Source organism: Streptococcus sp. 79, assembly GCF_013277425.1.
In the GTDB taxonomy this organism is placed as follows: domain Bacteria; phylum Bacillota; class Bacilli; order Lactobacillales; family Streptococcaceae; genus Streptococcus; species Streptococcus pseudopneumoniae.
Map to the genome: position 1 here is coordinate 17064 of NZ_VMMW01000009.1, position 22393 is coordinate 39456.

Sequence of the window (22393 nt, forward strand, 5' to 3'; positions counted from 1 at the left end):
ACTAACTATACCATTATATCTGAAAACTTACGTTTTGACAAGGGAAAATTACTTTTTTAAGTAAATTTCATCGATTTCATGGTTCTTGCTTTTATGAAGAATCACTTCCGCACGATTTCTGGTTGGTTCAATATAATTTTGTAGATTTGTGAGATTGATACTGGTCCAGACCTGATGGGCAAAGGACTCCACTTCCCCAATCGGCATCTGAGTAAAACGATAATAGTAGCTATCAGGGTCGTTTTGGGCTAGGCTCAGCATCTTCAAGAAACGGTCCAGATACCAACTCTCGATGTCATCGACTGCAGCATCAACATAGATGGAAAAGTCAAAGAAGTCAGTAATGTAGAGACGCTCGTTTTGTGGATTTTGAAAGACATTTATTCCCTCAACAATGACAAAATCAGCAGCTTTGACGCTTTGCTTTTCCTCAGGTACGATGTCGTAGACTTCATGAGAATAGACAGGAATATCCACATCTTGTCCATTTTTGATGCAGTCTAAGAAGTTGAGAAGAGCTTCCATATCATAGCTTTCAGGAAATCCCTTACGATTTAGAATCCCTTGTTCAATCAAGGTCTGGTTGGGATAGAGAAAGCCGTCAGTTGTTACCAACTCAACCGTAGCATCTGTAAGTGTACGGGACAGTAGGATTTGAAGTAGGCGACTGGTTGTGGATTTTCCAACGGCAACACTCCCAGAAACCCCAATGATAAAAGGCTGGGATTTGCTTTCACGTTGAAGGAAAATCCCTTTTGAAAAGGCCAAATCATCCTTGGTACGCTTGTAAATCTGGATGAGATGGGCTAGGGGGAGATAGACATCGGTAACATCCTGCAAGCTAATCTGGTCATTAAAACTCTTGATGGATTCTAATTCCTCTTCTGTCAAAGGAGGTGTCGTCTTTCGATGTAAAGATTGCCAAGTCTGGCGACTGATTTTTTCAAAATGTAAAAATTCGTTGGTCATTTGTTTTCCCCTAGATATTTTGTCTATCATACCATAAAAAGTTAAAAAAATAAAGCGGTTTCTTGAATGTGGTAAGTCAATAGTATATAATATAAGTAGATAGAGGATGAACAATTTATTGATGAAGTAGGAGCTGCTTTCTACTGACTTATCAGCTATAAAGGGGGCTTTGGGGTTTATAACTTATAGGAGGTGTACTATGAAAATCTTGAAACGTTACCTATTGGAACTCTGTTTTATTTTAAGTTTTGCCTTACCTTTTATAAAAGGAGTCAATGCGGATAATGGTAGACGCTTTGTGGAAATCTATTACGGTTTTACTTTTTTGATGGAACATGCCATTGTAACAGCTGTCTTTATCTGTTCGCTTTTGATTGCTTTCTTCCTAAAAAAACGGTGGACGAAATGGCTTGCTGCTGGTAGTTATTTCTTTTTAGTTCTATGGATTGCGACAGAGGGTTATTTCTTCCGCATGTCACTAGAAGATTTGATACGACTTTGGACAAGTTTGGAAATCCTGACACAAACGTATCAATTGGGCTTTTATCTAAATATTTTGTTGGGAATTTTGTTGATAATTAAGTATCTGAAGGTTAAGCAATAGTAATAAAAATGCGCTTGATTATAGACAATAAATTTGTTGTTTTATCATGACAATGATAGCTGTAGTCCTAGATGAAATACAAGTTGCTTATAAAAGTTGAAAGAGATTGAAGGGGAGCTATTGTAACGCACCTTCCTTCAATCTTTTTGTTTTATTCTGGATATGTAAACGATTTACAATTCGATCCAAAATATGATAGAATAGGGTTATGAATAAAATGTACTATGCAGAAAATCCTGACGCTGCTCACGACATTCATGAGTTGAGAGTGGACTTGTTGGGAGAAAAAATGACCTTTTTAACGGATGCGGGTGTTTTTAGCAAGAAAATGATTGACTTTGGAAGTCAACTCTTGCTCAAGTGTCTGGAGGTCAACCAAGGAGAGACAGTCCTTGATGTTGGCTGTGGTTATGGACCTTTGGGTTTGTCCTTAGTCAAGGTTTACGGCGTTCAGGCGACCATGGTCGATATCAATAATCGTGCCTTGGGTTTGGCGCGACAAAATGCTGAACGAAATAAAGTAGAAGCGACGATTTTCCAGTCCAACATCTATGAACAAGTTGAAGGGAAATTTGAACATGTCATTTCCAATCCCCCTATTCGTGCTGGAAAAAAAGTCGTTCATGAAATTATCGAGAAAAGTAAAGATTTCTTGGAAATTGGTGGAGATTTGACCATCGTCATCCAGAAAAAACAAGGGGCTCCAAGTGCCAAGTCTAAGATGGAAGATGTGTTTGGCAATTGTGAAATCCTTAAAAAAGATAAGGGATACTATATCCTTAGAAGTGTGAAAGAATGAGAGCAGTTGATTTAATCCAAAAAAAACGAGACGGTCAAGAACTGACTTCAAGTGAAATTGAATGGCTGATAGAAGGCTATGTATCAGGAACTGTTCCTGATTATCAGATGTCTGCCTTTGCTATGGCTGTTTATTTTAAAGGAATGACGACTCGAGAAATATCTGATTTGACCATGAAGATGGTCAAGACAGGGCAAGAGTTTGACCTGTCTGCCATTGATGGTGTGAAAGTTGACAAGCATTCTACTGGTGGTGTCGGCGATAAGGTAACCTTGATTTTAGCTCCTCTTGTTGCTAGCTTTGGTGTGCCTGTGGCAAAAATGAGTGGTCGTGGCCTTGGTCATACTGGTGGGACAATTGATAAATTGGAGTCCATTAAAGGCTATCAAGTCGAGCGCAGTCAAGAGGATTTTATTCGTCAGGTTCAGGATATTGGTGTATCTGTCATTGGGCAATCAGACCAGCTGGTTAAAGCAGATAAACTTCTCTACGCCCTCCGTGATGTGACCGCAACTGTCGACACGATTCCTTTGATTGCGAGTTCGGTGATGAGCAAGAAAATCGCGGCAGGAGCGGATGCTATTTTGCTAGACGTAACTGTCGGTGAGGGCGCCTTCATGAAGACGGTTGATGAGGCGCGTGAGTTGGCTCAAACCATGGTGGAACTTGGTAAGGCTGTTGGCCGGAAGACAGTAGCGGTGATTACGGATATGAGCCAGCCCTTGGGACGAGCGATTGGAAATCGTCTGGAAATCCTTGAAGCATTGGAGATTTTACAAGGTCAAGGACGTCAGGATATTACCCACTTTATCTGTGAATTGGCTCAAATTATGCTTGGTTTGGCAAATATAAATAAAACAGTTGAAGAAGTTCTACAACATCTTGAAAATGGCCAAGCGCTGGCTAAGTTTGAGGAGATGGTTCAAGCCCAAGGTGGGGACTTGGAAGACCTCTACCGTCCTGTCAATGTTGCCCATGTGGTGGAAATTCCTGCTCAGGAAACGGGTGTCATTTCAGCTCTTCCAGCTATGGAATTTGGGCTTTATGCTATGAGACTGGGGGCAGGCCGTGCAGTCAAGACTGATGATTTGGACTATGAAACAGGAATTGTTTTTGAAAAGAAAGTTGGAGATTCCGTTCAAAAGGGAGAAATTGTTGCAAAAGTATACACAAATGGAAAAATTTCTCCTCAGCTAGTTACAGATTTTCAAAAATATGTTAAAATAAATGATAGGGTGCAAAGTTTACGAGAAATCATAGAAATTATCTCATAAACCGCAGGAGAATCCGAATATGAAATTAAATAAATATATCGATCATACGCTTTTAAAACAAGATGCAACAGAAAATCAAATTGATTGTTTGTTGTCTGAGGCTAGAGAGTATGATTTTGCCAGTGTTTGCGTCAATCCGACCTGGGTTAAATATGCTAAAAAAGGGCTTGAAGGCACAGATGTCAAGGTCTGTACAGTAGTAGGTTTCCCTTTGGGAGCAACCACTTCAGCTGTGAAAGCATTTGAAACAAAAGAAGCTATCCAAAATGGGGCTGACGAGATTGACATGGTAATCAATGTTGGAGCTCTCAAGTCAGATAATTTAGCCTTGGTAGAGTCAGATATTCGTGCAGTAGTGGAAGCAAGTGGTGACAAGTTAGTGAAAGTCATTATTGAAGCGTGCTTGTTGACTGACGATGAAAAGGTTGTGGCTTGCCAATTATCCCAAAAAGCTGGAGCTGACTTCGTAAAAACTTCAACTGGCTTTTCAACTGGTGGCGCTACGATAGCAGATGTTCAATTGATGCGTGAAACAGTTGGACCTGATATGGGTGTCAAGGCTGCTGGTGGAGCTCGTTCTTATGAGGATGCTCTTGCCTTTGTTGAAGCAGGGGCGACTCGTATTGGAACGTCAGCTGGAGTAGCCATTTTAAAAGGAGAATTGGCAGATGGCGACTACTGAGTTGATTGAACTGGCAATTGAAACCAGCAAACATGCCTATGTCCCCTATTCTCACTTTCCTATCGGAGCAGTTTTAGTAGCCAAAGACGGAAGTGTTTACACGGGAGTGAATATCGAAAATGCTAGCTATCCTTTGACCAATTGCGGTGAGAGAACAGCCATTTTTAAGGCTGTATCTGAAGGACAAAGAGAATTTTCAGAGCTGATTGTTTATGGTCAAACTGAAAAACCAATCTCACCATGTGGTGCTTGTCGCCAAGTAATGGTCGAATTTTTTGAACAAGATCTAAAAGTGACCTTAGTCGCAAAAGATAAATCGACGGTCGAGATGACGGTCGGGGAATTACTTCCATATTCTTTTACAGACTTAAATTAGTCTGAGTCGCTCTTTGAGTGGCACGGTCCTTGTGGCCAACCAATCCATACTTGCAACATCGTTGCACATCTTATTTAGGAGGTTCAGTAATGAACAAGAAACAATGGCTAGGTCTTGGCCTAGTAGCAGTGGCAGCAGTTGGACTTGCTGCATGTGGTAATCGCTCTTCTCGTAAGGCAGATTCATCTTCTGATGTGAAGACAAAAGCAGCAATCGTCACTGATACTGGTGGTGTTGATGACAAATCATTCAACCAATCAGCTTGGGAAGGTTTGCAGGCTTGGGGTAAAGAACACAATCTTTCAAAAGATAACGGTTTCACTTACTTCCAATCAACAAGTGAAGCTGACTACGCTAACAACTTGCAACAAGCGGCTGGAAGCTATAACCTAATCTTTGGTGTTGGTTTTGCCCTTCACAATGCAGTTGAAGAAGCAGCAAAAGAGCACTCTGACTTGAACTATGTCTTGATTGATGATGTGATTAAAGACCAAAAGAATAATGTTGTGAGCGTAACATTTGCTGATAATGAATCTGCTTACCTTGCAGGTGTTGCAGCAGCTAAAACAACTAAGACAAAACAAGTTGGTTTTGTAGGTGGCATTGAGTCAGAAGTTATCTCTCGTTTTGAAGCTGGTTTCAAGGCAGGTGTTGCCTCAGTAGATTCATCTATCAAAGTACAAGTTGACTATGCTGGTTCATTTGGTGATAATGCCAAAGGTAAAACAATTGCAGCAGCACAATACGCAGCTGGTGCAGACGTTGTTTACCAAGTAGCTGGTGGTACAGGTGCAGGTGTCTTTGCAGAAGCAAAATCACTTAACGAAAGTCGTCCTGAAAATGAAAAAGTTTGGGTTATCGGTGTTGACCGTGACCAAGAAGCAGAAGGAAAATACACTTCTAAAGATGGTAAAGAATCAAACTTTGTTCTTGTATCTACTTTGAAACAAGTTGGTACAACTGTAAAAGATATTTCTAACAAGGCAGAAAAAGGTGAATTCCCTGGCGGTCAAGTGATCGTTTACTCATTGAAAGATAAAGGGGTTGACTTGGCAGTAACAAACCTTTCAGAAGAAGGTAAAAAAGCTGTCGAAGATGCTAAAGCTAAAATCCTTGATGGAAGCGTAAAAGTTCCTGCAAAATAATGGATGGAAGTCATTTCTTAGGAAGCGGCCCTCGGCCGCTTTTTTAAGAGTTGAGACAAAGTCATTTTGTCTCAGTAAAGCTTGCTACTAGATAAAATAGCAAGTTTTATTGAAATAAAATAAGACTCTGAAAGGAAGAGCACATGGCACACGAAAATGTCATTGAGATGCGTGATATTACCAAGGTGTTTGGTGAATTTGTTGCCAACGACAACATCAACCTGCACCTACGAAAAGGTGAAATTCATGCACTTTTAGGAGAAAATGGGGCTGGAAAGTCCACGCTCATGAACATGTTAGCAGGACTTCTTGAACCAACTAGTGGTGAAATCGCGGTCAACGGTCAAGTTGTCAATCTCGATTCACCATCTAAAGCAGCTGGCTTGGGAATCGGAATGGTTCACCAGCACTTTATGTTGGTAGAAGCTTTCACGGTGGCTGAAAACATCATTTTAGGAAGTGAATTGACTAAAAATGGTGTACTAGATATTGCTGGAGCTAGCAAAGAAATCAAGGCTCTTTCTGAACGTTATGGCTTAGCTGTTGACCCTTCTGCCAAGGTAGCAGACATCTCAGTCGGAGCCCAACAACGTGTAGAAATTTTAAAAACCCTTTATCGGGGGGCTGATATCCTTATCTTTGACGAACCAACGGCTGTTTTGACTCCATCAGAAATTGATGAGTTGATGGCTATTATGAAAAATCTTGTCAAAGAAGGAAAATCAATTATCTTGATCACCCACAAGTTGGACGAGATTCGCGCAGTTTCTGACCGCGTTACAGTTATCCGTCGTGGGAAATCAATTGAAACCGTCGAAATTGCAGGGGCTACCAATGCTGATTTGGCAGAAATGATGGTGGGACGTTCTGTTTCCTTTAAAACGGAGAAACAAGCCTCTCAACCAAAAGAAGTGGTCTTGTCTATTACAGACTTGGTGGTCAATGAAAACCGCGGTGTCCCAGCTGTGAAAAATCTGTCCTTGGATGTTCGTGCTGGAGAGATTGTTGGAATTGCGGGGATTGATGGAAATGGTCAGTCTGAACTGATTCAAGCCATCACAGGTCTTCGCAAGGTTGAATCTGGTAGCATTGAGCTAAAAGGAGATTCAATTGTAGGCTTGCATCCACGACAAATTACAGAGCTAAGTGTTGGGCACGTTCCAGAAGACCGTCACCGTGATGGTTTGATTTTAGAGATGATGATTTCTGAAAATATTGCCCTTCAAACCTACTACAAAGAACCACATAGTAAAAATGGAATTTTGAACTATTCAAATATTACTTCTTATGCTAAAAAGCTAATGGAAGAATTTGATGTTCGTGCTGCCAGTGAATTTGTTCCTGCAGCTGCACTTTCAGGAGGAAATCAACAAAAAGCAATTATTGCTCGTGAAATTGATCGTGATCCTGATCTCCTTATCGTCAGCCAGCCAACTCGTGGGTTGGATGTCGGTGCCATTGAATATATCCACAAGCGCTTGATTGAAGAGCGTGATAATGGTAAGGCTGTTCTAGTTGTCAGCTTTGAATTGGATGAGATTTTAAACGTCTCAGACCGTATTGCCGTTATTCATGATGGTAAGATTCAAGGTATTGTGTCACCAGAAACAACCAATAAACAAGAACTTGGTGTCTTGATGGCTGGTGGAAACTTGGGAAAGGAGAAGAGTGATGTCTAAAAAATTACAACAAATTTCGGTTCCCTTGATCTCTGTCTTCCTTGGAATTTTACTTGGAGCCATTGTCATGTGGATCTTCGGCTATGATGCTATTTGGGGCTACGAAGAATTGTTCTATACAGCCTTTGGTAGCCTGCGTGGGATTGGAGAAATCTTCCGTGCAATGGGGCCTTTGGTCTTGATTGGTCTTGGATTTGCTGTTGCCAGTCGTGCAGGTTTCTTTAACGTTGGGCTTCCTGGTCAGGCTTTGGCAGGTTGGATTTTAAGTGGTTGGTTTGCCCTGTCGCATCCAGCTATGCCCCGTCCCTTGATGATTCTAGCAACCATCGTGATTGCCTTGATTGCTGGTGGGATTGTCGGAGCGATTCCGGGTATTCTTAGAGCTTATCTAGGGACGTCAGAGGTTATCGTCACCATCATGATGAACTACATTGTCTTGTATGTAGGGAATGCCTTTATTCATGCCTTCCCTAAAGAATTCATGCAAAGTACAGATTCGACCATTCGTGTCGGGGCTAATGCAACCTATCAGACACCTTGGTTATCTGAATTGACTGGTAACTCACGGATGAATATTGGTATTTTCTTTGCTCTCATTGCCGTTGCAGTCATTTGGTTTATGCTCAAGAAAACAACCCTTGGTTTTGAAATTCGTGCGGTTGGTCTTAATCCACATGCTTCAGAATATGCTGGTATTTCTGCAAAAAGAACGATTATCCTCTCAATGATTATTTCAGGTGCCTTGGCTGGTCTTGGTGGAGCTGTTGAAGGACTTGGAACCTTCCAGAATGTCTATGTTCAGGGGGCGTCATTGGCTGTTGGATTTAACGGGATAGCGGTTAGTCTGCTTGCGGCCAACTCACCAATTGGTATTCTCTTTGCAGCCTTTCTGTTTGGTGTTCTCCAAGTTGGAGCTCCTGGTATGAATGCGGCGCAGGTACCATCTGAGCTTGTCAGCATTGTAACAGCTTCTATTATCTTCTTTGTCAGTGTTCATTATCTTATCGAACGCTTTGTCAAACCGAAAAAACAAGTTAAAGGAGGTAAGTAAAGATGTCGATTACAACCTTGCTCACCCTCTTGGTGTCTTCTATGCTGATTTACTCAGCACCCCTCATCTTTACAAGTATCGGTGGTGTTTTCTCTGAACGTGGAGGTGTGGTAAACGTCGGCCTTGAAGGAATTATGGTTATGGGTGCCTTTTCTGGAGTTGTCTTTAACCTTGAATTTGCGGAACAATTTGGAGCAGCAACTCCATGGCTATCCTTGCTTGTAGCAGGATTGGTAGGGGGAATCTTTTCTATCATTCACGCAGCTGCGACGGTGCATTTCCGTGCAGACCATGTTGTCAGCGGTACGGTATTGAACTTGATGGCGCCTGCCTTGGCTGTTTTCTTGGTTAAAGTTCTTTATAACAAAGGACAAACCGACAACCTAAGTCAGACTTTTGGACGCTTTGATTTCCCAGTCTTGGCAAATATCCCAGTTATCGGTGATATTTTCTTCAAGTCAACTAGTCTACTTGGTTATTTGGCCATTGCCTTCTCATTCCTTGCTTGGTTTATCCTCTTCAAGACCCGCTTTGGTCTTCGTCTTCGCTCTGTCGGTGAGCATCCTCAAGCAGCGGATACTTTGGGAATCAATGTCTACAAGATGAGATATTTAGGGGTTATTATTTCAGGTTTCCTAGGTGGAATTGGTGGAGCGATTTATGCTCAATCAATCTCAGTTAACTTCTCAGTAACAACTATTGTTGGACCTGGATTTATCGCCCTTGCTGCGATGATCTTTGGAAAATGGAATCCAATCGGAGCCATGCTATCTAGTCTCTTCTTTGGGCTTTCACAAAGTTTGGCTGTTATCGGTTCTCAATTGCCATTCCTGCAAGGAGTTCCTGCGGTTTATCTTCAAATTGCACCTTATGTTTTGACAATTCTTGTCTTGGCAGCCTTCTTTGGAAAAGCAGTTGCACCAAAAGCAGATGGTATCAATTATATCAAATCAAAATAAGCATACAAAAAACGTCAGTATAGAACTGGCGTTTTATTTTTTAGGATCTTGATGGGTTAGGTTTAATCCCCAAGGGACCAAATTTTCAGTTTTATTTTTGATGCGTGTGATATTGTCCTTATGACGAATGATAATCAAACTAGCAAGAGCTAGGATAATAGCGATGAGGAGAGGGTCATAATTGCTCAGGATAAAACCAAAAAGTGGAAAGAGCAGAACCCCGATAACAGCCGCGATAGATGCTGTGACACTAGATAGTGAAATCATACTACCAAGATAGAGGGTTCCAAAGAAAACAACTGCAAGGTAGAGACAGAAGACAGGTGCAAATCCGAAAATCACTCCCGCACTGGTTGCGACAGCCTTGCCACCCTTAAATCCTGCAAAGATAGGAAAGGTATGGCCAATAACAGCCAAAAGTCCAAAGATGAGAGGCGAAACCCCTTGTAGATGAAACATAATCGGAAGAAGTGTTGCTAGTGTTCCTTTGAAAAAGTCAATGACAAAGGTCGCCATACCAGCTTTCTTACCTAAAATGCGGAAAGTATTGGTCGTTCCAGTGTTACCAGAACCATGCTCGCGCAGATTGATTTGAAAGAATACTTGTCCAATCCAGAGACCAGACGGAATCGAACCCAGCAGATAGGCTAGGATTAATAAAACTATTGTAATCATACTCCTATTATATCATGAAATGAAGAAGAAAGGCAGAGAATCTCTTCTGAAATTGTTACATCGGAGAAAGAAAAATTTTGCAAAATCCTTGGAAAACCTGTAGAATAGTAAAGATGAACGAATAGGAGGTTCCTTGTGTCAAAAAAGGAAATCAATATTAACAATTATAATGATGATGCCATTCAGGTGCTAGAAGGGTTGGATGCGGTCCGTAAACGTCCAGGGATGTATATCGGATCGACCGATGGCGCTGGGCTCCACCACCTAGTTTGGGAAATCGTCGATAATGCTGTCGATGAAGCCTTGTCTGGATTTGGTGACCGTATTGATGTGACCATCAATAAAGATGGCAGTTTAACGGTTCAAGACCATGGTCGTGGGATGCCGACGGGTATGCACGCTATGGGGATTCCAACAGTTGAGGTTATCTTTACCATTCTTCATGCCGGAGGAAAATTCGGTCAGGGTGGCTACAAGACATCTGGTGGTCTCCACGGGGTGGGTTCTTCCGTTGTTAACGCTCTTTCAAGTTGGCTGGAAGTTGAAATTACCCGTGACGGGGCAATCTATAAGCAACGTTTTGAAAATGGGGGAAAACCTGTCACGACCTTGAAGAAAATCGGTACAGCACCTAAGTCTAAAACAGGTACCAAGGTTACATTTATGCCTGATGCGACGATCTTTTCTACGACAGACTTCAAGTACAATACCATTTCAGAACGTCTCAATGAGTCAGCCTTTCTCTTGAAAAATGTGACCTTGTCTTTGACAGACGAGCGAACAGATGAAGCAATTGAATTTCACTATGAGAATGGGGTGCAGGACTTTGTTTCTTATCTAAACGAAGACAAGGAAACCTTGACGCCAGTCCTTTACTTTGAAGGTGAAGACAATGGTTTTCAAGTGGAAGTTGCCCTCCAGTACAATGATGGTTTTTCAGATAACATCTTGTCCTTTGTCAATAACGTTCGCACCAAGGACGGTGGAACACATGAGACAGGACTCAAGTCTGCCATTACCAAGGTTATGAATGACTATGCGCGTAAGACGGGGCTTCTCAAGGAAAAAGATAAAAACCTTGAAGGGTCAGACTATCGTGAGGGGCTAGCAGCTGTTCTTTCTATCTTGGTTCCTGAAGAACATTTGCAGTTTGAAGGTCAGACCAAGGACAAACTAGGCAGTCCACTAGCTCGTCCGGTTGTGGATGGAATTGTGGCGGATAAGTTGACTTTCTTCCTAATGGAAAATGGAGAACTAGCTTCCAATCTCATTCGCAAGGCTATCAAGGCCCGTGATGCTCGTGAAGCGGCACGTAAGGCGCGTGATGAGAGCCGAAATGGGAAGAAAAATAAGAAAGATAAGGGCTTGTTGTCTGGGAAATTGACCCCAGCTCAGTCTAAAAATCCTGCTAAGAACGAACTCTATCTAGTCGAGGGAGATTCTGCCGGTGGATCGGCTAAACAAGGTCGTGACCGCAAGTTCCAGGCTATCTTGCCCCTTCGAGGTAAAGTTATCAATACAGCCAAGGCCAAGATGGCGGATATCCTTAAAAATGAAGAAATCAATACCATGATTTATACCATCGGTGCAGGTGTTGGAGCAGATTTCTCTATTGAAGATGCCAACTATGACAAGATTATTATCATGACCGATGCGGATACTGACGGTGCCCACATTCAAACACTTCTCTTAACCTTCTTTTACCGCTATATGCGTCCTCTTGTCGAGGCAGGTCATGTCTATATCGCCCTTCCGCCTCTTTACAAGATGTCAAAAGGTAAAGGCAAGAAGGAAGAAGTAGCTTACGCATGGACGGACGGGGAACTAGAAGAACTCCGCAAGCAGTTCGGTAAAGGAGCAACACTCCAACGCTACAAGGGGCTTGGAGAGATGAATGCCGACCAGCTCTGGGAAACAACCATGAACCCAGAAACTCGTACCCTCATCCGTGTCACAATCGAAGACCTAGCCCGCGCCGAACGCCGCGTCAATGTCCTCATGGGCGATAAGGTCGAACCACGCCGTAAGTGGATTGAGGATAATGTCAAGTTTACGTTGGAAGAAGCGACAGTGTTTTAAGTTAGTTTAAAGAGGAAATAAGAGTGAGAGTTATTGAATTATTTGCAGGTGCAGGTGGTTTGGCACTTGGAATAGAAAAAGCTGGATTCGAAGCCATTGGTTTGATTGAGTTTGATAAAGCAGCAGCGGCAACATTGAAACACAACAGACCTAGTTGGAATGTCATTCATGATGATATTGCAAATATTTCATCTCTTGATTTGGAGGAATATTTTAATATAAAAAAGGGAGAACTAGAACTGTTGAGCGGAGGTGCTCCCTGCCAAGCTTTTTCTTATGCTGGGAAACGTTTAGGTTTAGAGGATGCTCGAGGTACATTATTCTACCACTATGCAATATTTCTAAATAAACTTCAACCGAAAATGTTTGTTTTTGAAAATGTACGTGGCCTAGTTTCTCATGATCATGGAAAAACATTTCGAACTATTATGGATATTTTTTCGGATGAAGGTTACACGGTTAAATGGAAGGTTTTAAATGCCTGGGATTATGGAGTGGCTCAGAAACGTGAACGTATGATTATGGTTGGGGTTAGAAATGACTTAGCTGATATTATTTCGTTTGATTATCCAGAACCACATGAATATAAGCCAGTATTGAGAGATATATTATTAGATAGTCCGCCTAGTGTTGGTGCACAATATTCTGATTACAAGAGAAAAATTTTTGAATTAGTTCCCCCAGGTGGCTATTGGCGTGATATTCCAGAAGATATTGCAAAAGAGTATATGAAGTCAACTTGGGATATGACTGGGGGCAGGACAGGTATTTTGAGAAGAATGAGTTTAGATGAGCCATCTTTAACAGTTTTAACATCTCCTACCCAAAAACAAACAGAACGTTGCCATCCATTGGAGGCTCGTCCTTTTACAGTTCGTGAAAATGCTCGCATTCAAAGTTTTCCAGATGATTGGATATTCCAAGGGAGCATAGGAAATCAATATAAGCAAGTGGGGAATGCTGTTCCAGTTAACTTGGCTTATGAAGTGGGTATAAAAATAAAAGAAAGTTTGGAGCAACTATGACTTGGGATTTAGATTTTATTAGTGAAGAAGATTTTTTAAAACATGTTCAAGATACTATTTCGAAGTATGGTGAAAAATTGAAATCTTTTGATTTGAAACGATTTAATAAGAATATTGTAGATCCTGTAAAACTAATTTTTGATAAGTCGGTTTATCGTAGTTCTTGGGATGAAATTATTAGTAATGAAATTTTTCGCCAAAGAGATAAGTCAAATAATAATGATATTGGCTATTTCCATCAAACTATTTTCAGATATATGAGGAATTGTCGTGTCCCAGATAATGGAAAAGAAGGTGGCTGGGATGTTATATACGAGAATCCAGGAGGAATTTCTTTACCTGATGGTTCGCGTGTAAGTAGAATTTATGTTGAAATGAAAAATAAGCACAATACTATGAATTCTGCATCATCAGGGAAGACTTTTATCAAGATGCAAAATCAGTTATTGAAGGATGACGATTGTGCCTGTTTCTTGGTCGAAGCGATTTCAAAGCAATCTCAAAATATTAAATGGGAACCTAAAGTTGACGGGGAAAAAGTTGGTCACAAATTTATTCGTAGAGTTAGCCTGGATCAATTTTATTTCATGGTAACGGGTGAAAAAGATGCTTTTTATAAGATGTGTATGAATTTACCGTCAGTAGCTGAGAAGGCAGTAGAAAAAATGGGAACAGAGATCGTGCCAAATGATACTGTTTTTGAAGAAATCATTATGAAAGCAGAAGGAAATATTGAAGATGATAGTGAATTGGCAGTTGCAAGAGTGATCTATCTTCTAGGATTTTCAACTTATTTAGGTTTTGATAGAACATGATTTCATAACAAAATGGCGTTAATAAGGGGAAGATATGGTATTGGAAAATAAACTAGGCATTACAAACTCAGCCCAGCTGGCAGATGCAGAAGAAAAACTGACAAAAAAACAAGCCGCCCTGCTTTTTCAGACAGGAGACTTGTTCAAGATGGAAGTTGGGACATTTGCAGGGCTGTCCGCTATTCACTACTATCTTTTTTCTGGTATCTATGATTTCGCCGGAAAAATCCGTGATGTTAATATTGCAAAGGATAACTTTCAATTTGCCCCCCGTATTTTTTTGGAGCAATCCTTACAGTATATTGACAAACTTCCTCATGACAATTTTGATCAAGTGGTTGATAAGTATGCGGATATGAATATTGCCCATCCTTTCCGTGAGGGGAATGGACGCGCCATGCGGATTTGGTTAGATTGTATGCTTCGTCAGAAGCTGGGTAAGGTGGTAGATTGGAACGCTATTGATAAGGATGAATACCTGAATGCCATGAAGCGTAGTGCAGTATCGACTGGAGAACTCAAGTATTTACTTCTCAATAACTTGACGGATGACCTCAGTCAGACCAGTTTCTTTAAGGGAGTGGATGCTTCATACCACTACGAAGGATATAGTCTTTACCAGACAGGAGAATTATAGTATAAAACTATCCAGTAAGAAGAAGCAGACACCTAGTAATCTATAGAATGAGAAGGTACTGACATGAGAACTGAAACAGAAATGCTAGATCTGATTTTACAGACTGCCAAAACTTTACAAGTCAAAGCTGTCGCCATGTCTGGTTCACGTACAAACCAAAAGGTTCAAACAGATGAATTTCAAGACTACGATGTGGTCTATGTCGTGGACGATTTAGATAATCTGACGAGTGACCTTTCTTGACTAGACCAGTTTGGGAAACGCATTATCGAGCAAGAAGTTGGTCTTGACCATCGTCGTCTATTTCTCATGCTCTTTGAAGATGGTAACCGCATTGATTTAACTCTCTGCCCCAAAGAGAACATCAAGGAGTGGGTAGATAGCGAGTCGAAATTCATAGTTTTGGAAGATGAGAAGGACTTATTTGAGTCCTATTCTCCCAGTCCAAAGCGTCACTGGATAACCCCAGCTACTGAAACGGATTTTAAAAATTCCTGTAATGAATTTTGGTGGGTGTCAGCCTACGTTGTCAAAGGGATTTGTCGCAAGCAGGTATTCTATGCTACTGACCATCTCTATGGTATTTGCCAACAAGAACTCTTGAAAATCTTGGCTTGGCAGGTCGCAAGTGATAAGGGAACAGTAGACGTCGGCAAGAATTATAAGTATCTTTTTAACTATTTACCCACTGATAAAGAAAAGGAATTCTCAGATTTGCTTGATTTTTCAAGTATAGATAAAATTACTCAGTCTTTATTGGCTACGATGCAACTTTTCCACCAAGAAGCTCAATTTCTTGCTCAAAAAATGGGCTTTGACTACGATAAAGAAGTGGCTGAGAAGATGATTGAGTATGCTGAGGAAAGAGTGAAGAAGTTTGGGAATAACTAGAAAAATGAAAAAGCGAGAGGAGAAGACTCATGATTGAAAAAGTGGAACGCCTCATTACAGAGATTAATCGTATTCATCGAGAATATTCTAAAGATTATTTTGAAACGGGTAAGGTAGAAAAAATCAATCTCAAGCATACCTTTTCAAAAGTTCCGGCTAAAGCGATTTTGGCCTACCGTCTGAATTTACATGAGTCAATTAATGATTATCTGATGAAAGCAGATGTCCAAGATATTGCCTATGTTTATCGTGTCAAAACTTCTGAGTCTATTTTAGATAAAATTACACGTTTTTCAGAGCGTCAAGAGGGATATCCTGTGAATTCTATTCTTAATGATATTTTTGGTGCTCGTATGATTTTAAGTTCCAAAGAGATAGCTCAAGTCATGGAGAAATTAGATGATTGGCAAGAGATTTATGGACTAAAAAACTGGTATTTACGTGATAAAGATGGCTATGTTGGTATTCATATCTATTTTAAAAATAAAAGTAATTTTTATTACCCATGGGAACTCCAACTTTGGGATAAGAAAGATGTAGATAGTAATATCGCCAGCCATATCAAGTATAAACGAGGATTTGTGGAGTAGACATTTCAAGTGGAAATGACGATACAGGAATTGGATGAAACTCACTTACTCTATATTTTTTCTTTTTCCATAGTATTTACTCTACATTTTTCGAAAGGAGTTGAACATGCCTTAAATACTGTGTGAAATTTCTTATTAACTGAAGCAACACATTTTAAACACATTAAACTACAGAAGGATAGTTTGGTTACTGAGTGTAACTGAACATTGGACTAATTTTATTCGGAAAAAAGTCAAATCGTCTTGACTTCATAGAACCTTACATCGATTTCCTATTTTTCTACAGAAATTTTCGGCAAGCCAAATCGTCCCTTTATATCTTAACTGAACACCTTTTCTGTAAAAACCTACTCTATATTCTTTGAAAGGAGTTGAACACGCCCTAAATGCTGTGTGAAAAAGATAAATTCTCTGGTGAGCTTGCTTACTTCAAGAATTTTCTATTTTCACTTGGTATTTTACGGGCTCTGTATCCTATATGTCTAACATTCAAAACATGTCCCTAGAGGACATCATGGGAGAGCGCTTTGGTCGCTACTCCAAGTACATTATTCAAGACCGGGCTTTGCCAGATATTCGTGATGGCTTGAAGCCGGTTCAGCGTCGTATTCTTTATTCGATGAATAAAGATGGAAATACTTTTGACAAGAGCTATCGTAAGTCGGCCAAGTCTGTCGGGAATATCATGGGGAATTTCCACCCACACGGTGACAGTTCCATCTATGATGCCATGGTTCGTATGTCACAGGACTGGAAAAATCGTGAGATTTTGGTCGAAATGCACGGTAACAACGGTTCTATGGACGGAGATCCGCCTGCGGCTATGCGTTATACTGAGGCGCGTTTGTCTGAAATTGCTGGCTACCTTCTTCAAGACATCGAGAAAAAGACCGTTCCTTTTGCTTGGAACTTTGACGATACCGAAAAAGAACCAACTGTTTTACCCGCAGCCTTTCCAAACCTCTTGGTCAATGGTTCGACTGGGATTTCGGCTGGTTATGCCACAGACATTCCTCCCCATAATTTAGCTGAGGTCATAGATGCTGCAGTTTACATGATTGACCACCCAACTGCAAAGATTGATAAACTCATGGAATTCTTGCCTGGACCAGACTTCCCTACAGGGGCTATTATTCAGGGTCGTGATGAAATCAAGAAAGCTTATGAGACTGGGAAAGGGCGCGTGGTTGTTCGTTCCAAGACTGAAATTGAAAAGCTAAAAGGTGGTAAGGAACAAATCGTTATTACTGAGATTCCTTATGAAATCAACAAGGCCAATCTAGTCAAGAAAATCGATGATGTTCGTGTCAATAACAAGGTGGCAGGCATTGCTGAGGTTCGTGATGAGTCTGACCGTGATGGTCTTCGTATTGCGATTGAGCTCAAAAAAGACGCTAATACGGAGCTCGTTCTCAACTATCTCTTCAAATACACAGACCTGCAAATCAACTACAACTTTAATATGGTGGCGATTGACAATTTCACGCCTCGTCAGGTTGGGATAGTTCCAATCTTGTCTAGCTACATCGCCCACCGTCGTGAAGTGATTTTGGCTCGTTCCCGCTTTGACAAGGAGAAGGCTGAGAAGCGTCTCCATATTGTCGAAGGTTTGATTCGTGTGATTTCGATTTTGGACGAAGTCATTGCTCTTATCCGCGCTTCTGAGAATAAGGCTGACTCCAAGGAAAACCTCAAAGTTAGCTATGATTTTACGGAAGAACAGGCTGAGGCTATCGTAACCTTGCAACTGTACCGTTTGACCAATACCGATGTGGTTGTCTTGCAGGAAGAAGAAGCAGAGCTTCGTGAAAAGATTGCCATGCTTGCTGCTATTATCGGGGATGAACGGACCATGTACAATCTCATGAAGAAAGAGCTTCGTGAGGTCAAGAAGAAATTTGCGACTCCACGTTTGAGTACTTTAGAAGACACAGCAAAAGTAATTGAGATTGATACAGCTAGTCTTGTCGCTGAGGAAGATACCTATGTCAGCGTGACCAAGGCAGGTTACATCAAGCGTACCAGCCCACGTTCCTTTGCCGCTTCAACGCTGGAAGAAATTGGCAAGCGTGATGATGACCGTTTGATTTTTGTTCAATCTGCCAAGACAACCCAGCACCTCTTGATGTTCACAAGTCTTGGAAATGTCATCTATCGACCAATCCATGAATTGGCAGATATTCGTTGGAAGGACATCGGAGAGCATCTGAGCCAAACCATTACAAACTTCGAAACGAATGAAGAAATCCTTTATGCAGAAGTGGTAGATCAGTTTGATGATGCGACAACCTACTTTTTAGCGACTCGTCTCGGTCAAATCAAGCGTGTAGAACGCAAAGAATTCACTCCATGGCGGACCTACAAGTCTAAGTCTGTCAAGTATGCTAAGCTCAAAGACGAGACAGACCAGATTGTAGCAGTGGTTCCGATTGAACTAGATGATGTTGTCTTGATTAGTCAAAACGGTTATGCCCTGCGTTTCAATATCGAAGAGGTTCCGGTTGTCGGTGCCAAGGCTGCAGGTGTCAAAGCTATAAACCTGAAAGCAGATGATGCGCTTCAAGCTGCCTTTATCTGCAATATGTCTTCTTTCTACCTTTTGACCCAGCGTGGAAGTTTGAAACGTGTTTCTATTGACGAAATTCCGGCAACCAGCCGTGCCAAACGAGGACTACAAGTCTTGCGTGAGTTGAAAAACAAACCGCACCGTGTCTTCTTGGCTGGTGCAGTTGCAGAACAAGGCTTCGTTGGTGACCTCTTCAGTACAGAAGCGGACAGGAATGGCCAAACTCTGCTTGTTCAATCTAACAAAGGAACAATCTATCAAAGTCGATTACAAGACTTGAACTTGTCAGAACGCACTAGCAATGGAAGCTTCATTTCTGACACGATTTCAGATGAAGAAGTTTTTGACGCTTATCTTAAAGAAGTATTTACTGAAGCTAAATAAGTGAAATGAAGAATCAGTTCTAAGAGCTGGTTCTTTTTATTGAAGAAATTTTCTGAAAATTACAAAATATACTTGCTATTTTAGAAAAATAGTGTAGAATATAAGAAATAGGTTTTTAGAATAAGGAGTGGAATATGACAGTAACGATTGATTGGGAAAACCTTGGTTTCTCCTATATGAAATTACCTTATCGCTATATTGCTCATTTTAAAAATGGACAATGGAATCAAGGAGAGCTTACAGAGGATGCAACTTTGCATATTTCAGAGTCTTCTCCAAGTCTCCACTATGGACAACAAGCATTTGAAGGTTTGAAGGCTTATCGTACTAAGGATGGCAGTGTTCAACTGTTCCGTCCTGATGAAAATGCTAAACGCCTGCAACGGACATGTGACCGTCTCTTGATGCCACAAGTTCCGACAGAAATGTTTGTAGAAGCTTGTAAAGCAGTTGTCCGTGCGAATGAAGAATACGTACCCCCATACGGAACAGGTGGAACCCTTTATCTTCGCCCTCTTTTGATTGGTGTCGGAGATATTATCGGGGTAAAACCAGCAGAGGAGTATATTTTTACTATCTTTGCTATGCCAGTTGGAAATTACTTTAAGGGTGGTTTGGTCCCAACCAACTTCTTGATTCAGGATGAATACGACCGTGCCGCTCCAAATGGTACAGGTGCGGCAAAGGTTGGTGGGAATTATGCTGCCAGTCTCTTACCAGGGAAATTGGCTAAATCACGTCATTTCTCAGATGTTATTTACCTAGACCCTTCAACTCATACAAAGATTGAAGAAGTCGGATCAGCTAACTTCTTTGGAATTACAGCTGATAATGAATTTGTAACACCATTGAGTCCATCTATCTTGCCATCTATTACCAAGTATTCCTTACTTTATTTGGCAGAACATCGCTTGTGCTTAACTCCTATTGAAGGAGATGTTCCAATTGATAACCTTGACCGTTTTGTAGAGGCAGGTGCCTGTGGTACAGCAGCGGTTATTTCTCCAATTGGAGGTATTCAACACGGTGATGATTTCCATGTATTCTATAGCGAAACAGAAGTAGGTCCTGTGACGCGTAAACTCTATGATGAACTGACAGGAATTCAGTTTGGTGATATTCCAGCGCCAGAAGGTTGGATTGTGAAAGTAGATTAAAAATATATTAAAGGAGATTTTTATGAAATCAAAAAAGTGAATTTTAACAACAGGACTTGTCCTAAGCACAACAGCTCTTTTAGCAGCCTGTGGAAAAGCTGATAAAGAAGCAGATGCTCCGACAACATTTTCTTATGTTTATGCAGTGGATCCAGCATCCTTGGATTACAGCATAGCAACGCGTACATCCACAACAGATATTATCGGGAATGTCGTTGATGGTTTGATGGAAAATGATAAATATGGTAATGTTATTCCTTCCTTGGCTGAGGATTGGTCTGTCTCAAAAGATGGATTGACTTATACCTATAAACTTCGTAAGGGAGTGAAATGGTACACATCAGAAGGCGAAGAATACGCAGAAGTAACAGCCCATGACTTTGTGACAGGACTAAAACACGTCGCTGATGGTAAGTCAGACGGTGTCTCTCTCATCCAAAATTCAATCAAAGGCTTGGACGCCTATATGACTGGTGAAACCAATGATTTCTCTACAGTTGGTGTTAAAGCTTTGGATGACTACACAGTTGAGTACACATTGAATGCGCCAGAAAGTTTCTGGAATTCAAAAGTGACTACAGCGACGATGTTACCTGTAAATGAAGAGTTTTTAAAGGCATCTGGAAAGAATTACGGAGAGGTTAGCCCAGCAGGTATTCTCTACAATGGCCCTTATTTCTTAAAAACATTGACTTCTAAATCGTTGATTGAATATGAAAAAAATCCAAATTACTGGGATAAAGAAAATGTTAAAATTGAGAAGATTAAGTTGACCTACTACGATGGTTCAGATCAGGAGTCTTTGATTCGTAGCTTCTCCTCTGGTGCTTATACGACAGCCCGTCTCTTCCCAAGCAGCTCAAACTTTGCTTCAACTTTGGAACAATACGGAGATAAAATCACTTATAGCCCGCAAGATTCAAGTAGTTATTACTTTACTTTTAACGTAAATCGTCAGTCATACAATAAAACTGCGAAAACAAGTGAGGAGCAAAAGACTTCTACAAAAGAAGCGATGCTCAATAAGGACTTCCGTCAGGCTATCAACTTTGCCTTCAACCGTCATTCGTATGCTGCCCAGCTAAACGGTGAAGATGGTGCGGACAAGATTATTCGTAACAGCCTTGTTCCAGATAACTTCGTACAAGCAGGTGGTAAGAACTTTGGTCAAATCGCTCAAGCAGAGTTGGTGAACTATGGTGACCAATGGAAAGGTGTTGAGCTAGTTGACGGTAAGGATTCTATCTACAACCCTGACAAGGCTAAAGCTGCTTTCGAAAAAGCTAAGAAAGACTTGGAATCTAAAGGGGTAACCTTCCCAATTCACTTGGATGTCCCGGTTGAACAAACAGATACTATCGCCGTTCAACAAAGCAACTCTTTCAAACAGTCTATTGAATCAACTCTTGGTGCTGAAAATGTTGTCATTGATGTTCTTCAAATGACAGATAATGAAAAGGAAACAATCACTTCTCAAGCACGTGTTCCTTCTCAAAAAGACTATGATTTGAACAGTACAGGATGGGCTCCAAGCTATCAAGATCCAGCGTCTTACTTGAATATTATGGATCCAAAATCTGGTTCTGCCATGAAACACCTTGGTATTACAAAAGGAAAAGATAAGGATGTTGTCGCTAAACTTGGTTTGGATCAATATAAGAAATTGTTAGAAGATGCTGTTTCTGAGACCACTGACTTAGAGAAGAGATATGAAAAATATGCCAAAGCTCAAGCTTGGTTGACAGATAGTTCATTATTGATGCCAACAGCTTCATCTGGCGGTTCTCCAGTTGTAAGTAACGTAGTACCATTCTCAAAACCATACTCACAAGTTGGTATTAAGGGGGATCCATATATCTTTAAAGGAATGAGATTGCAAAAAGATATTGTTACAACAAAAGAATATGACGAAGCTCTTAAAAAATGGCAAAAAGACAAATTGGAATCTAATAGCAAGTACCAAAAAGAACTAGAAAAACACATTAAATAAGGAATGGTATTGCTCTTGATAAAATTTTAAAAATACTGTCATTTTA

The 22393-nt window shown here is 40.8% G+C and carries 19 protein-coding genes and 1 pseudogene; 18 read left to right on the plus strand and 2 right to left on the minus strand.

The window, feature by feature from the left end:
- Nucleotides 1-48: 48 nt before the first annotated feature.
- Nucleotides 49-969: a type I pantothenate kinase gene (coaA, locus tag HT729_RS02630; protein ID WP_050089593.1), complete on the minus strand. Its 921-nt coding sequence runs from the start codon at nt 967-969 to the stop codon at nt 49-51.
- 199 nt (nt 970-1168) lie between these two features.
- On the opposite strand from coaA, the gene HT729_RS02635 reads away from it, so the two are divergent.
- The 9 genes from HT729_RS02635 to HT729_RS02675 all read left to right on the plus strand — a co-directional run bounded on the left by HT729_RS02635 (nt 1169) and on the right by HT729_RS02675 (nt 9538).
- A complete protein-coding gene (locus HT729_RS02635; RefSeq protein WP_023932819.1) occupies nt 1169-1573 on the plus strand; it encodes a hypothetical protein in 405 nt (134 codons plus the stop codon).
- A gap of 208 nt (nt 1574-1781) precedes the next feature.
- The gene (locus tag HT729_RS02640) at nt 1782-2372 is read left to right on the plus strand and encodes a class I SAM-dependent methyltransferase (RefSeq protein ID WP_078137998.1); all 591 of its coding nucleotides are present in this window, start codon (nt 1782-1784) and stop codon (nt 2370-2372) included.
- The gene (locus tag HT729_RS02645; RefSeq protein ID WP_172931635.1) at nt 2369-3646 is read left to right on the plus strand and encodes a pyrimidine-nucleoside phosphorylase; all 1278 of its coding nucleotides are present in this window, start codon (nt 2369-2371) and stop codon (nt 3644-3646) included. Before HT729_RS02640 ends, HT729_RS02645 begins: the two co-directional genes overlap by 4 nt.
- Before the next feature lie 19 nt (nt 3647-3665).
- A complete protein-coding gene (gene deoC, locus HT729_RS02650; RefSeq protein ID WP_050089587.1) occupies nt 3666-4328 on the plus strand; it encodes a deoxyribose-phosphate aldolase in 663 nt (220 codons plus the stop codon).
- Nucleotides 4315-4704: a cytidine deaminase gene (locus HT729_RS02655; RefSeq protein ID WP_000246089.1), complete on the plus strand. Its 390-nt coding sequence runs from the start codon at nt 4315-4317 to the stop codon at nt 4702-4704. Before deoC ends, HT729_RS02655 begins: the two co-directional genes overlap by 14 nt.
- An 89-nt stretch (nt 4705-4793) precedes the next feature.
- Nucleotides 4794-5849: a BMP family protein gene (locus tag HT729_RS02660; RefSeq protein ID WP_023932825.1), complete on the plus strand. Its 1056-nt coding sequence runs from the start codon at nt 4794-4796 to the stop codon at nt 5847-5849.
- A gap of 143 nt (nt 5850-5992) precedes the next feature.
- Nucleotides 5993-7528: an ABC transporter ATP-binding protein gene (locus HT729_RS02665; protein WP_000929841.1), complete on the plus strand. Its 1536-nt coding sequence runs from the start codon at nt 5993-5995 to the stop codon at nt 7526-7528.
- Nucleotides 7521-8579: an ABC transporter permease gene (locus HT729_RS02670; RefSeq protein WP_172931636.1), complete on the plus strand. Its 1059-nt coding sequence runs from the start codon at nt 7521-7523 to the stop codon at nt 8577-8579. The genes HT729_RS02665 and HT729_RS02670 overlap by 8 nt, the downstream gene beginning before the upstream one ends.
- Before the next feature lie 2 nt (nt 8580-8581).
- On the plus strand, nt 8582-9538 hold the full coding sequence (locus tag HT729_RS02675) for an ABC transporter permease (RefSeq protein WP_023940960.1): 957 nt from the start codon (nt 8582-8584) through the stop codon (nt 9536-9538).
- Nucleotides 9539-9571: 33 nt separating this feature from the next.
- Here HT729_RS02675 and plsY read toward each other — a convergent pair whose 3' ends face one another.
- Nucleotides 9572-10213, minus strand: coding sequence for a glycerol-3-phosphate 1-O-acyltransferase PlsY (plsY, locus tag HT729_RS02680; protein ID WP_023940961.1), 642 nt, complete (start codon nt 10211-10213; stop codon nt 9572-9574).
- A gap of 135 nt (nt 10214-10348) precedes the next feature.
- On the opposite strand from plsY, the gene parE reads away from it, so the two are divergent.
- The 9 genes and pseudogenes from parE (at nt 10349) to HT729_RS02725 (ending at nt 22347) form a co-directional block, all read left to right on the plus strand.
- Nucleotides 10349-12292, plus strand: a complete 1944-nt coding sequence (gene parE, locus HT729_RS02685) for a DNA topoisomerase IV subunit B (RefSeq protein ID WP_172926269.1) — start codon at nt 10349-10351, stop codon at nt 12290-12292.
- Between the two features lie 23 nt (nt 12293-12315).
- Complete coding sequence (locus tag HT729_RS02690; protein WP_050207868.1) at nt 12316-13317, plus strand: DNA cytosine methyltransferase; 1002 nt, start codon at nt 12316-12318, stop codon at nt 13315-13317.
- Complete coding sequence (locus tag HT729_RS02695) at nt 13314-14132, plus strand: Eco47II family restriction endonuclease (RefSeq protein ID WP_112443538.1); 819 nt, start codon at nt 13314-13316, stop codon at nt 14130-14132. The genes HT729_RS02690 and HT729_RS02695 overlap by 4 nt, the downstream gene beginning before the upstream one ends.
- Nucleotides 14133-14166: 34 nt before the next feature.
- Nucleotides 14167-14769: a Fic family protein gene (locus tag HT729_RS02700; protein WP_172926268.1), complete on the plus strand. Its 603-nt coding sequence runs from the start codon at nt 14167-14169 to the stop codon at nt 14767-14769.
- A gap of 63 nt (nt 14770-14832) precedes the next feature.
- A pseudogene (locus tag HT729_RS02705) lies at nt 14833-15660 on the plus strand (aminoglycoside 6-adenylyltransferase).
- A gap of 29 nt (nt 15661-15689) precedes the next feature.
- Entirely contained in the window at nt 15690-16250 is a 561-nt protein-coding gene (locus HT729_RS02710) for a GTP pyrophosphokinase (RefSeq protein ID WP_138702957.1), read from the plus strand.
- 478 nt (nt 16251-16728) lie between these two features.
- A complete protein-coding gene (parC, locus tag HT729_RS02715) occupies nt 16729-19200 on the plus strand; it encodes a DNA topoisomerase IV subunit A (RefSeq protein WP_172926267.1) in 2472 nt (823 codons plus the stop codon).
- 134 nt (nt 19201-19334) lie between these two features.
- Nucleotides 19335-20357, plus strand: coding sequence for a branched-chain amino acid aminotransferase (locus HT729_RS02720; protein WP_172931637.1), 1023 nt, complete (start codon nt 19335-19337; stop codon nt 20355-20357).
- A 40-nt stretch (nt 20358-20397) separates the two neighbouring features.
- Nucleotides 20398-22347 (plus strand): peptide ABC transporter substrate-binding protein, encoded by a 1950-nt coding sequence (locus HT729_RS02725; protein WP_345890460.1) that lies wholly within the window; start codon nt 20398-20400, stop codon nt 22345-22347.
- Nucleotides 22348-22393 lie beyond the last annotated feature (46 nt).